This is a genomic window from Micromonospora kangleipakensis (assembly GCF_004217615.1).
Taxonomy (GTDB): domain Bacteria; phylum Actinomycetota; class Actinomycetes; order Mycobacteriales; family Micromonosporaceae; genus Micromonospora; species Micromonospora kangleipakensis.
On sequence record NZ_SHLD01000001.1, the window covers coordinates 3,807,129 to 3,819,333 of the forward strand.

A 12,205-nucleotide genomic window follows, 5' to 3' on the forward strand; every position below is an offset into this window, starting at 1 on the left:
ATGTCCGACACCCCCCGACCCGATGTGACGACGGCAGCGACGACGCGGGTCGGGTCGACCTACCGCGTCCAGATCCGCCCCGGCTTCGACCTCGACGCCACCGCCGGGCTCGCCGACTACCTCGCCGACCTCGGCGTCACCCACCTCTACAGCGCGCCGCTGCTCACCGCCAGCCCCGGCTCGGCGCACGGCTACGACGTGGTCGACCACCGGGCGGTCAACCCGGAGCTGGGCGGCGAGGCCGGACGGCAGCGGCTGGTCCGCGCGCTGCGCGCCGCCGGGCTGGGCCTGGTCGTGGACATCGTGCCGAACCACGTCGGGGTCGCCCAACCGGCGGCCAACCCGGCCTGGTGGGACGTGCTGCGCCGGGGCCGGGACTCGGCGTACGCCGATTGGTTCGACATCGACTGGGACCGCGGCCGGCTGCTGCTGCCGGTGCTCGCCGACAGCCCCGACGCCCTCGACGACCTCAAGGTCGTGGAGGGGGAGCTGCGCTACCACGAGCACCGCTTCCCGATCGCCGACGGCACCGGCGCGGGCACCGCGCGCGAGGTGCACGATCGGCAGCACTACGAGCTGATCTCCTGGCGGCGCGGCGACGCCGAGCTGACGTACCGCCGCTTCTTCGCCGTCTCCGACCTGGCCGGCCTGCGGGTGGAGGACCCGGCGGTCTTCGCCGCGACCCACGCGGAGCTCCTGCGCTGGGCCGACGCCGGCGAGCTGGACGGCATCCGGGTCGACCACCCGGACGGGCTGCGCGACCCCGCCGGCTACCTGGCCCGGCTGCGCGCGGCCGCGCCGGCCGCGTGGCTGCTGGTGGAGAAGATCCTCGAGTACGGCGAGGAGCTGCCGGCCTGGCCGGTGGACGGCACCACCGGCTACGACGCCCTGGCGGCAGTCAGCGGGCTCTTCGTCGACCCGGACGCCGAGGGCGACTTCACCGCCCTCGACACCCGGCTCACCGGGCACGCCACCTCGTGGGAGAACCTGACCCACGACACCAAGCTGGCCGCCGCCAGCCGGCTGCTCGCCGCCGAGCTGACCCGGCTCGCCGCGCTCGTCCCGGAGCTCGACCGGGAGGAGGCCCGGGCGGCGCTGGCCGAGCTGGCCGCCTGCTTCCCGGTCTACCGCGGCTACCCGCCGGAGGGCGCCCGGCACCTGGCCGCCGCCCGGTCCGAGGCGGGCCGGCGGCGGCCCGACCTGACCGCCGCCCTGGACGCGGTCACCGCCCGGCTGCGTGACCCCGGGCACGAGCTGGCCGCCCGCTTCCCGCAGCTCACCGGCGCGGTGATGGCCAAGGGCGTGGAGGACACCGCCTACTACCGGTGGAGCCGGTTCGTCGCGCTCAACGAGGTCGGCGGCAGCCCCGCCCACTTCGGCGTGCCGCCGGCGGAGTTCCACCGGTTCGCCGCCGCCCGGCAGGTGCGCTGGCCGGCCAGCATGACCACCCTCTCCACCCACGACACCAAGCGCGGCGAGGACGTGCGGGCCCGGCTCGCCGTCCTGTCCGAGCTGCCCGGGCGCTGGGCCGGGCGGGTGTCGGACTGGATGTCCCGCGCGCCGCTGGCCGACCCCGCCTTCGCCCACCTGCTCTGGCAGACCGCCGTCGGGGCCTGGCCGATCGAGCGGGGCCGGCTGCACGCGTACGTGGAGAAGGCCGCCCGGGAGGCGTCGGTCTCCACCGGCTGGGCCGACCCCGACCCGGCCTTCGAGCGGGAGCTGCACGCCCTGGTCGACCGGATGTACGACGACCCGGAACTGCACGCCGAGATCACCGCGTTCGCCGCCGAGATCACCCCGGCCGGGTGGTCCAACTCGCTCGGCCAGAAGCTGGTCCAGCTCGCCATGCCGGGCGTGCCGGACACCTACCAGGGCACCGAACTCTGGGAGAACTCGCTGGTCGACCCGGACAACCGCCGGCCCGTCGACTTCGCCGTACGACGGGACCTGCTGGCCCGGCTCGACGGCGGCTGGCGGCCCGACGTGGCCGCCGACGGCGCGGCGAAGCTGCTGGCGGTCTCCCGGACGCTGCGGCTGCGCCGGGACCGCCCCGAGCTCTTCGCCGGCTACCGCCCGGTGCCGGCGCACGGCCCGGCCGGGGCGCACGCGCTCGCCTTCGACCGGGGCGGCGCGATCGCGGTGGCGACCCGGCTGCCGCTGCGCCTGCACCGGGCCGGCGGCTGGCGGGACACCACCCTGTCACTTCCCGTTCATTCGGTGACTGACATGTTCACCGGTCGGGTCTACAGTGGCTCTGAGCTGCTGATGCATGATCTGCTGAGCACGTATCCCGTCGCCCTGCTGGCTCCCACCGATTCCGTGGAGGCTGCCGCATGACCGAGTTCACGGTGTGGGCGCCCGAGGCCGCCCGGGTCCGGCTGCGCCTGCCCGGCGCTGCCGACCACGAGATGCGCGCCGGCCCGGACGGCTGGTGGCGGGTCGAGGTGCCGGGCACCGGGCCGGGCACCGACTACGCGTTCCTGCTCGACGACGACGAACGGCCCCTGCCCGACCCGCGCTCGGCCTGGCAGCCGGCCGGGGTGCACGGCCCGAGCCGGCTCTACGACCACGCCGCCTACCGCTGGACCGACCAGGGCTGGACCGGCCGGCAACTGCCCGGCAGCGTCCTCTACGAGCTGCACGTCGGCACCTTCACCCCGGAGGGCACCTTCGACGCGGCCATCGGCCGCCTCGACCACTTGGTCGACCTCGGTGTGGACATGATCGAGCTGCTGCCGGTGAACGCCTTCAACGGCGAGCACAACTGGGGCTACGACGGGGTCTGCTGGTACGCCCCGCACCAGCCGTACGGCGGGCCGGACGGGCTGAAGCGACTGGTCGACGCCGCGCACGCCAAGGGGCTGGGGGTGATCCTCGACGTCGTCTACAACCATTTCGGGCCCTCCGGGGCCTACGCGCCGATGTTCGCGCCGTACCTCAGCGAGCAGAGCAACCCGTGGGGCCGGACGGTCAACCTGGACGGCCCGCACTCCGACGGGGTGCGCCGCTACATCATCGACAGCGTGCTGATGTGGCTGCGCGACTACCACGTCGACGGGCTGCGGCTGGACGCCGTGCACGCCATGCCGGACTCCCGGGCCACCCACTTCCTGGAGGAGGTGGCGGTCGAGGTGGAGTCGCTCTCCACCCACCTGGGCCGGCCGCTGTCGCTGATCGCCGAGTCCGACCTCAACGACCCGAAACTGATCAATCCGCGCGAGGCCGGCGGCTACGGCCTGCACGCCCAGTGGAACGACGACGCCCACCACGCCCTGCACGGCCTGCTCACCGGCGAACGGCAGGGCTACTACGGCGACTTCGGCTCGCTGGAGTGCCTCGCCGACGTGCTGACCGGCGCGTTCTTCCACGCCGGCACCTGGTCCAGCTTCCGCAACCGCAGCCACGGCCGCCCCGTCGACCGGCAGCGCACCCCGGGGCACCGGTTCGTGGCGTACCTGCAGAACCACGACCAGATCGGCAACCGGGCCACCGGCGACCGGATCTCCGCGACGCTCTCCCCGGCGCTGCTGCGGGTCGGCGCCACCCTGCTGATGACCGGGCCGTTCACCCCGATGCTGTTCATGGGGGAGGAGTGGGCGGCCAGCACCCCCTGGCAGTTCTTCACCAGCCACCCCGAGCCGGAGCTGGCCACCGCGGTGGCGACCGGGCGGCGACAGGAGTTCGCCGCGCACGGCTGGCCGCCCGGGGACGTGCCCGACCCGCAGGACCCGCAGACCTTCGTCCGCTCCCGGCTGGACTGGGCCGAGCTGGACAAGCCCGAGCACCGGGAGATGTACGACTTCCACCGGCGGCTGATCGCGCTGCGCAGGAGCCGCCCCGACCTGTCCGACCCGCGGCTGCACGCGGTCGACGTCCGGCACGGCGACCAGTTCCTGCTGATGCGCCGGGGCGAGTGCCTGGTGGTGGCGAACCTCGCCGGCAAGCCGCAGCGGATCAACCTGCCCGGGGTGGTGCGCAGCGTGCTGCTGGCCACCGGCACCGGGGTCACCGTGATGCGCGACGGGATCGAGCTGCCCGCCGAGACGGCGGCGATCGTCGCGCTGTGACGCCTCGGCGGCGCCGGCCGATCGTGCGGGTTGGCTCCGGGCCGGGCACCCGGTCGGGCCGGAAAGCGACCGTGAACAGGGCTGAGCCGTCAGGGGATCGGCCACTCGTGGACCGGGCGGTTGCTGTGCATCAGCTCCACGTAGTGCCGGACCACCTCGCGCAGCGCCGCCGGCCGGTCCAGGTGGTCGGCGGACTCGAACCGGTGCAGCGTCTCCACCTGCCAGCTCGCGCCGTTGCGCCCGGTCAGGCAGCGCTGCTCGACGATGCCGAGCAGCCGGTCCCGCTCGGCCGGGTCGAGCCCCCACCGGTCCAGCCCGTGGTACGCCAGCGGCAGCAGCCGGCGCAGCACCAGCTCGGTCACCGGCAGGTAGCCCAGCCCGGGCCAGAACACCTGGGCGTCGATGCCGTGCCGGGCGCAGCTGGTGAAGTTCTCCTCGGCGGCGCTGAACGACATCTGCGACCACAGCGGCCGGTCCGACTCCGCCAGGGCCCGGACCAGCCCGAAGTAGAAGGCGCTGTTGGCGATGGTGTCCAGCACGGTCGGGCCGGCGGGCAGGACCCGGTTCTCCACCCGCAGGTGTGGGCGCCCCTTCAGCACGTCGTAGACCGGCCGGTTCCAGCGGTAGATGGTGCCGTTGTGCAGCCGCATCTCGGCGAGTTTCGGCACGTCCCCGGCCGTCAGGGTCTCGGCCGGGTCCTCCGGGTCGCAGACCGGCAGCAGCGCCGGGAAGTAGCGGACGTTCTCCTCGAACAGGTCGAAGACGGTGGTGATCCAGCGTTCGCCGAACCAGACCCGGGGGCGTACCCCCTGGGCCTTGATCTCCTCGGGGCGGGTGTCGGTGGCCTGCTGGAAGAGCGGCACCCGGGTCTCCCGCCACAGCTCCCGGCCGAAGAGCAGCGGCGAGTTCGCGCCGAGGGCGACCTGGATGCCGGCGATCGCCTGGGCGGCGTTCCAGTAGTCGGCGAACTGGGCGGGGCTGACCTGGAGGTGGACCTGAGTGCTGGTGCAGGCCGCCTCGGGGGTGATGGTGTCCGCGGTGGTGGCCAGCCGCTCCACGCCGCTGATCGAGATCCGCAGGTCCTCACCGCGGGCGGCGAAGATCTGCTCGTTGAGCAGCGCGTAGCGGGGATTCGCCGAGAGCGTCTCGGCGGTCAGGTGTTCGGGGCGCAGGGTGGGCAGGATCCCGATCATCACCATGTGCGCGCCGACCGTGCGGGCCTTCTCCTCGGCGGCGTTCAGGCTGGCCCGGACGTGCTCCTCGAACTGCGCGGTGCCGGTGCCGACCAGCCGGCGCGGCGCCACGTTGATCTCGACGTTGAACTGGCCCAGCTCGGTCTGGAAGGCCGGGTCGGCGATGGCGGCCAGCACGTCGGCGTTGCGCATCGCCGGCTCCGAGTCGTCGTCGACCAGGTTCAGCTCGATCTCCAGGCCGGTCATCGGCCGCTCCACGTCGAAGCGCGACTCGCGCAGCATCTCGGCGAAGACGTCGAGACAGCGGCGTACCTTCTCCCGGTAGCGGGCCCGGTCCTCCCGGCTGAAGGTCCTCGCGCCGACGTCCTCGCCCATGGTCACCACCCTGTCACCGCTGGTTCCCCTAACCTTGCACGCCACGGCCGGGCGGGGAAGACCCGATGGACCTTTACCTACCCAGTCACCGCCCCGTGATCCCCGTCGCGTCCGGCGTCCGGCCGCGCGGTCCGGCCCGGTGCGCTTGGCTAGCATGGCCGGCGACCAGTGGGGAGAGGCGATGCGCGAGAAGACGACCAGGCTGTTCGTGGCGGCGGCGATCGCCGAGGCGTGCTCCTGGCTGGCCCTGCTGGCCGGCATGGCGGTCAAGTACGGCCCGCCCGCCAACGAGACCGGCGTGCACGTCTTCGGGCCGATCCACGGCGCGCTCTTCGTGGTCTACGGCATCCTCGTCCTGGTGGTGGCCCGGCTGCGCCGGTGGCGGCTGCTGACCACCGCCTTGGCGCTGGCCTGCGCGGTGCCGCCGTTCGCCACCCTGTTCTTCGAGCGCTGGGCCCGCCGGCGCGGCCTGCTCGACGACGCGTCGACCCCACAGCCCATCCCCACCCCCGTCGGCTGACCCGCCGGCCGCGCGACGTCCGACCCACGGGCCGGGCCCGCGCCCGCCCCGGCGACCGGCCGGGCCGCTCAGCCGGCCAGGAAGTCGGCGAGCAGCGCGGCGAGCCGCTCCGGCGCCTCCTCGGCCAGGTGGTGCCCGCAGCCCACCGATGCGGCGCGGACGTCGTCGGCCCAGTCCCGCCAGATCGCCGCCGGGTCGCCGTAGAGGTCGACCATGTCGTCCCGCTCGGACCAGACGAACAGCACCGGGCAGCCGATCCGCCGGCCGGCCGTCCGGTCGGCGTCGTCCGCCGCCCGGTCCGGGCCCAGGCCGGCCCGGTAGTCCTCGCACATCGCGTGCACCGTGGCCGGGTCGTGGATGGCGCTGCGGTAGTCGGCGTACGCCTCCTCGCCCATCGCCTCCGGCGAGCCGCCGTACCAGGCGTCCGGATCGGCGTTGATCACCCGCTCGGCCGGCTTGTCGAGCTGGCCGAGGAAGAACCAGTGCCACCAGCGGGCCGCGAACCGGGCGTCGCAGCGGGCCAGCGCCTCGCCGATCGGCACCCCGTCGAGCACCCCGAGCCGGCTCACCCGGGCCGGGTGGTCCAGCGCGGTCCGCATCGCCACGTACGCGCCCCGGTCGTGGCCCACGACCGCCGCCCGGTCGTGGCCGAGCGCGTCGAGCAGCCCCACCACGTCCGCGGCCATCGCCCGCTTGGCGTACGTGGTGTGCGCCGGGTCGCTCGGTGGCTTCGACGAGCCGCCGTAGCCCCGCAGGTCCGGGCAGATCACGGTGTGCCGCTCGGCCAGCAGCGGGGCTACCCGGTGCCAGGTGGCATGGGTGCGCGGATGCCCGTGCAGCAGCACCACCGGCGGCCCCGACCCGCCGTGCCGGACCCGCAGCCGCACCGGGCCGACGTCGATCTCCTCGAGGGTGAATCCGGCGAACATGGCCGCACCGGTGCCCGCGACCGGCCGGGCGGAAACCTCAGCCGAGCGCCGTCCAGGCGGCGATTCCGGCCAGCAGCAGCGCGCCGAGCATCGCCTGGAGCAGCAGCGGCGGACCGAGGTGGGACCAGACCGTCGCGGTACGCGGGGTGAGCAGCTGGCCGGTGGTCAGGTTGACGATCCGCTCGATCCGCGGCGGCAGCTCGGGGTCGCGTTGGGGGCGCAGGGTGAGCTGCACGTGGTCGGCGGGGTGCAGCGCGCTCTGCGGCAGGTGCCCGTGCAGCTCCACCTCCAGCAGCCGGTCCGCGCCGTCGCGCAGCCGCAGCGGGGTCACCAGGAACTCCGGCCCCTTCTTCAACTCCTTGAAGCTGCGCCGCGCGGCCCCGCCACCGCTGCTCAGCAGCGACCGCACCAGCAGCATCAGCAGCCCCATCACGCCCGCCGCGATGAGCACCGCGACCAGCACGGGCTGGCGCACCGGCACCTCGCGGGGGTAGCCCTCCAGCAACCGGACCACCCGCCCGGTGACGATCCGCTCCGTCGGCCGAACCACGCGTCGGATATGGAGGTCGGTATCCATCATCACCACCGAGAGTCCCGTTTCGTTCACTGATGGTATCGGCTCCTCGGGTTGAACGACGTGAATGAACACCGGTCACGCGATGGCCGCCAGGTGACATCCGGGACGGCGCGGGTATGCGTGCGGCCGAGCTGGAAAGGGGTCGAGCATGCAGCTGTCCTTCCTGCGTCCGCTCTACGACCGTCCCGGGCCGTGGTGCTCGGTCTATCTGGACGCCTCCCGGGACACCCACGACTCCCGTCCCGCGCTGGACCTGCGCTGGCGGGCCCTCAAGGGCCGACTGCTGGAGCAGGGCGCCGACCCGGCGAACATCGACGCGGTCGAGCGGGTGGTCCGTGGGCACGACCCGATGGTGGGGGACTACGGTCTGGCCGTCTTCGCCACCGGCGGACGGGTGGTGCTCTCCGAGTACCTCTCCGCGCCGCCGCTGCGGGACCTGGCCAGCTGGTCCATCCTCCCGCACACCATGCCGCTGGTCGCCCAGCGCGGCGAGCAGGTCGCCTGGGTGCGGGTGCTCGCGGACCGCAGCGGCGCGGACGCCATCGCGGTCAGCGCCGGCGGGGTGCCCCGAAAGGCGCACGTCAAGGGTCGGGAGAGCTACCAACTGCGCCGGGTCAATCCCGGCGGCTGGTCCCAGTCCCGCTACCAGCGGGCGGCGATGGAGGCCTGGCACCACAACGCCGGCGACGCCGCCGCGGCCACCGCCGAGCTGGCCGCGAAGGTGGGCGCCGACGTGGTGGTGGTCGCCGGCGACATCCGGGCCACCGGCATGATCGCCGCGCAGCTCCCGGAACGCTGGCAGGACGTGCTGGTCCGCACCGACGCCGGCTCGCGGACCGACGGCGCCGACCCGATGGCCATGGACGACCTCACCGTGCAGACCATCGCCGAGGTCGCCGACCAGCGGATCGCCACCGCGCTGGACCGGTTCGGCGTCCAGGAGGACGTCGGCGCGGGGCTGGAGGCGGTCGTCTCCGCGCTGCAACGCAACCAGGTCGACACGATGCTGATCGTCGACGACGCCTCCGCCAACGGCAAGCTCTGGATCGGCCCGGAGCCGACGGAGATCGCCACCGACCCCGGGCAGCTGATGAACATGTCGGTGGCCGACCCCCAGCGGGTCCGTGCCGACGCCGCCCTGCTCCGGGCGCTGGTCGGCACCGACGCCGAGCTGACCGTGCTGGCGCCGGAGGAGGCGCCCGAGCTCACCGAGGGCGTCGGCGCGGTGCTGCGCTACGTCGACGCCGGCACCCCCGGGCGGGGCAATGGCTGATCGGACGGTCGCAGACCTGGTGGTGGAGCGGCTGCGCGCCTGGCGGGTGCCCCGGGCCTTCGGCTACCCCGGGGAGGCGATCGCCCCCCTGGTGGGCGCGCTGGACCGCGCCGGCGGGGACCCGCAGTTCATTCCGGCCCGGCACGAGGAGACCGCCGCCTTCATGGCGACCGGCCACGCCAAGTTCACCGGCGAGATCGGGGTCTGCCTGGCCACCCAGGGGCCGAGCGCCGTGCACCTGCTCAACGGCCTCTACGACGCCAAGCTGGACAGCAAGCCGGTGGTGGCGATCGTGGGCGAGGACGTCACCGGTCCGCTCGGCGGCGCGCACGAGGAGATCGGGCTGAGCCGGCTCTTCGGCGACGTCTGCAACCAGTTCGTCCGGTACGGGCGGGTGGCCGAGCAGGTGCCCGCCCTGCTCGACCAGGCGTTCCGTACCGCCGCCGCCACCCGCAGCCCGACGTGCGTGGTGCTGCCGCGCGCGTTGCAGGAAGCCGTGGTGCCGGACCTGCTGCCGCAGACCGCGGGGGTGCTGACCGCGACCCCGGGTGAGCCGCTGGCCCGGGTGCTGCCGCACGACGCCGACCTGGACGCCGCCGCGTCGCTGCTCGCCGGCGGCCAGCGGGTGGCGATCCTGGTCGGCCAGGGCGGGCACGGCACCGCCGACCAGATCGTGGCGCTGGCCAACCGGCTCGGCGCCGGGGTGGCCACCTCGCTGCTCGGCAAGCCGGTGCTGGACGAGCGGCTGCCGTTCCACACCGGGGTGCTCGGCGAGGTCGGCACCACGGCCGCCGCCCAGCTGATGGGGGGCTGCGACACCCTGCTGCTGGTCGGCACGAACGACCCGTGGACGGACTACTTCCCGATGCCGGGACAGGTGCGGACCATCCAGATCGACATCGACGGACGGCGGATCGGCACCCGGTACCCGGTGGACGTCCCGCTGGTCGGCGACGCCGCGGACACCCTGGCCGCGCTGCTGGGCCGGGTCACCGACCGGCCCAACCAGCAGTGGCGGGGTGTCGTCGAGAGCTCGGTGGACCGCTGGCGGCAGGCCGCGGCCGACCGGGCCGCCGCCCCGGCCGAGCCGGTCAACCCGCAGCTGGTGCTCCACGAGCTCTCCGCCCGGGTGCCCCGGGACGGCTCGGTCGCGGTCGACGTCGGGTCGGTCCTCTACTGGTACGCCCGGCACCTGGAGCTGCCCCCGGGCGTCCGCGCGCAGCTCTGCGGGACGCTCGGCTCGATGGGCTGCGCCCTGCCGTACGCGGTCGCCGCCAAGCTGGCCCGCCCGGACGAGCCGGTGCTCGCCCTGCTCGGCGACGGCGCGATGCAGCTCAACGGACTGGCCGAGCTGATCACCGTGGCGCACCACTGGCGGGAGTGGCGGGACCCGCGGCTGGTGATCCTGGTGCTGAACAACCGGGACCGCTCGGGGATGGGCGGCGGCCGGCGGCCGACCGGCGAGCTGGGTGACCGGCGACCGGACGTGCCGTACGCCGGTTGGGCCCGGCTGCTCGGCCTGCACGGTGTCCGGGTCGACCGGCCGGAGCTGGTCGGCCCGGCCTGGGACGAGGTGCTCGCGGCGGACCGGCCCAGCGTGCTGGAGGCGGTGGTCGACCCGGCCGTGCCGCTGAACCCGCCGGAGCCGGCGCTGGCCGACCTGCGCGGGGTATTCGCCGACGGCGACGCCGCCCGGCGGGTCCGCGAGCGGATGCTCGAGGCCCAGGTGAGCGTGGAGGCCGAGGACCTCGTTTAGCGGGTCCTGGTCGGGGCACCTTCCGGGCGATCTCCACCGCCCGGGAGGCCGCATGTCCATCGTCCCCGACCGCCGCTACGGTCCCGCCCCGCTGCCGGGGTCGCGCGGGCCGGTCTCCGCCGCGTTGCTGGCGGCGCTGCGGCAGCCGCCGCACGACCTGCCGGCCGGCCTCGGCGTCGACCTCGGCGTCGCGGGCGACCCGATCGCCGACGAGGACCTGCAGCTGACTCTCTTCCTCTGCTACGAGCTGCACTACCGGGGCTGGCGGGACGTCGACGAGGAGTGGGAGTGGCAGCCCTCGCTGCTGGCCCTGCGGGCCCGCGCGGAGCGGCCCTTCGAGGCGGCGCTGCGTCGGCTGGTCGGGCCGCTGCCGGCTGGGCTGTCGGGCGGCGTGCCGCAGGCCCTGGCGGAGCTGGTGGCCGCCGCCGACGGTCCGTCGCTCGCCGCCGCGCTCCAGCGCCGGGCGAGCCTGGCGCAGTTCCGTGAATTTGTCGCCCACCGGTCGGTCTACCACCTGCGGGAGGCCGATCCGCACAGCTGGGGGCTGCCCCGGCTCGGCGGCCGGGCCAAGGCCGCGCTGGTGGAGATCCAGATGGACGAGTACGGCAACGGCCGGCTGGACCGGATGCACGCCGAGCTGTTCCGGCGCACCATGGACCGCCTCGGCCTCGACTCCGGGTACGCCGCCCACCTGGACCGGGTCCCGGCGGTGACCCTGGCGACGAACAACCTGATCTCGCTGTTCGGTCTGCACCGGCGGCTGCGCGGCGCCCTCCTCGGACATCTGGCCGCGCTGGAGATGACCTCCTCGCTGCCTAACCGCCGGTACGGCAACGGACTGCGCCGGCTGGGCCTGGACGAGGTGGCCACCCACTTCTACGACGAGCACGTCGAGGCGGACGCGGTGCACGAGCAGATCGCCGCGCACGACCTGTGCGGCGGCCTGGTCGCCGCCGAGCCGGCCCTCGCCGCCGACGTGCTCTTCGGCGCCGCCGCCGCGCTCGCCCTGGACCGCCGCTTCGCCACCCACCTGCTGCACGCCTGGGCCGCCAGTGCCTCCTCCCTCCGCCCCGCCGCGCCGTCCCCGTCCCTCCCCGCCCCGCCCGGCCCCGCCGCCGACCGCCCCCGCACCGACCTGCCCGCCGTCGCCTGACACCCCGCCCGACCCCGCCCGACTCGCGAATCTTGCGCTTCGGGCCCGCTCCGCGCGGCCTTTGCCCGCTTCGCCCGAGTACCAAGTGCAAGATCGCGGGGGTGGGGTGGGGTGGGGTCAGGGTTCGCGGTGGGTGGGGGCGCGGAAGTTGATCATCTTGTGGGTGCCGTCGCAGAAGGGCTTGCGGGCGGACTTGCCGCAGCGGCAGAGGGCGACCGTGCCGGGGCGCGACTCGATCGTCTGCCCGTCGGGCGTGACGAGGGCGAAGTCGCCGCGGACCAGCAGCGGACCGTCCTGGTAGGGGGTGATGGTCGCCGCCGCGTCGCTCGCCTCGTCCTCGCGCATGGCCGGAGAAGTGCCCT

At 74.5% G+C, this 12,205-nt stretch carries 10 protein-coding genes; 6 read left to right on the forward strand and 4 right to left on the reverse strand.

Annotated elements, in window-relative coordinates:
- Both treY and treZ read left to right on the forward strand, forming a co-directional pair.
- Complete coding sequence (treY, locus tag EV384_RS18305; protein ID WP_130334968.1) at positions 1-2,337, forward strand: malto-oligosyltrehalose synthase; 2,337 nt, start codon at positions 1-3, stop codon at positions 2,335-2,337.
- On the forward strand, positions 2,334-4,067 hold the full coding sequence (treZ, locus tag EV384_RS18310) for a malto-oligosyltrehalose trehalohydrolase (protein WP_130334970.1): 1,734 nt from the start codon (positions 2,334-2,336) through the stop codon (positions 4,065-4,067). The genes treY and treZ overlap by 4 nt, the downstream gene beginning before the upstream one ends.
- An 89-nt stretch (positions 4,068-4,156) precedes the next feature.
- Here treZ and EV384_RS18315 read toward each other — a convergent pair whose 3' ends face one another.
- Positions 4,157-5,635: a glutamate-cysteine ligase family protein gene (locus EV384_RS18315; RefSeq protein ID WP_130334972.1), complete on the reverse strand. Its 1,479-nt coding sequence runs from the start codon at positions 5,633-5,635 to the stop codon at positions 4,157-4,159.
- A 181-nt stretch (positions 5,636-5,816) separates the two neighbouring features.
- Here EV384_RS18315 and EV384_RS18320 point away from each other — a divergent pair, with 181 nt between their 5' ends.
- Positions 5,817-6,155, forward strand: a complete 339-nt coding sequence (locus EV384_RS18320) for a DUF3817 domain-containing protein (RefSeq protein ID WP_242624146.1) — start codon at positions 5,817-5,819, stop codon at positions 6,153-6,155.
- A 68-nt stretch (positions 6,156-6,223) separates the two neighbouring features.
- Here the strand turns inward: EV384_RS18320 and EV384_RS18325 are convergent, their stop codons facing one another.
- Both EV384_RS18325 and EV384_RS18330 read right to left on the reverse strand, forming a co-directional pair.
- The gene (locus tag EV384_RS18325) at positions 6,224-7,084 is read right to left on the reverse strand and encodes an alpha/beta fold hydrolase (RefSeq protein ID WP_130334975.1); all 861 of its coding nucleotides are present in this window, start codon (positions 7,082-7,084) and stop codon (positions 6,224-6,226) included.
- Between the two features lie 37 nt (positions 7,085-7,121).
- Positions 7,122-7,670 (reverse strand): hypothetical protein, encoded by a 549-nt coding sequence (locus EV384_RS18330; protein ID WP_165440159.1) that lies wholly within the window; start codon positions 7,668-7,670, stop codon positions 7,122-7,124.
- A gap of 139 nt (positions 7,671-7,809) precedes the next feature.
- Here EV384_RS18330 and EV384_RS18335 point away from each other — a divergent pair, with 139 nt between their 5' ends.
- The 3 genes from EV384_RS18335 to EV384_RS18345 are packed head-to-tail and all read left to right on the forward strand — an operon-like array spanning position 7,810 to position 11,843.
- Positions 7,810-8,934, forward strand: coding sequence for a baeRF2 domain-containing protein (locus tag EV384_RS18335; RefSeq protein WP_130334979.1), 1,125 nt, complete (start codon positions 7,810-7,812; stop codon positions 8,932-8,934).
- On the forward strand, positions 8,927-10,690 hold the full coding sequence (locus EV384_RS18340) for a thiamine pyrophosphate-binding protein (RefSeq protein WP_130334981.1): 1,764 nt from the start codon (positions 8,927-8,929) through the stop codon (positions 10,688-10,690). Before EV384_RS18335 ends, EV384_RS18340 begins: the two co-directional genes overlap by 8 nt.
- A 52-nt stretch (positions 10,691-10,742) precedes the next feature.
- A complete protein-coding gene (locus tag EV384_RS18345; RefSeq protein ID WP_130334983.1) occupies positions 10,743-11,843 on the forward strand; it encodes an iron-containing redox enzyme family protein in 1,101 nt (366 codons plus the stop codon).
- Positions 11,844-11,960: 117 nt separating this feature from the next.
- Here the strand turns inward: EV384_RS18345 and EV384_RS18350 are convergent, their stop codons facing one another.
- Positions 11,961-12,188, reverse strand: a complete 228-nt coding sequence (locus tag EV384_RS18350) for a CDGSH iron-sulfur domain-containing protein (protein WP_130334984.1) — start codon at positions 12,186-12,188, stop codon at positions 11,961-11,963.
- Positions 12,189-12,205: the final 17 nt, after the last annotated feature.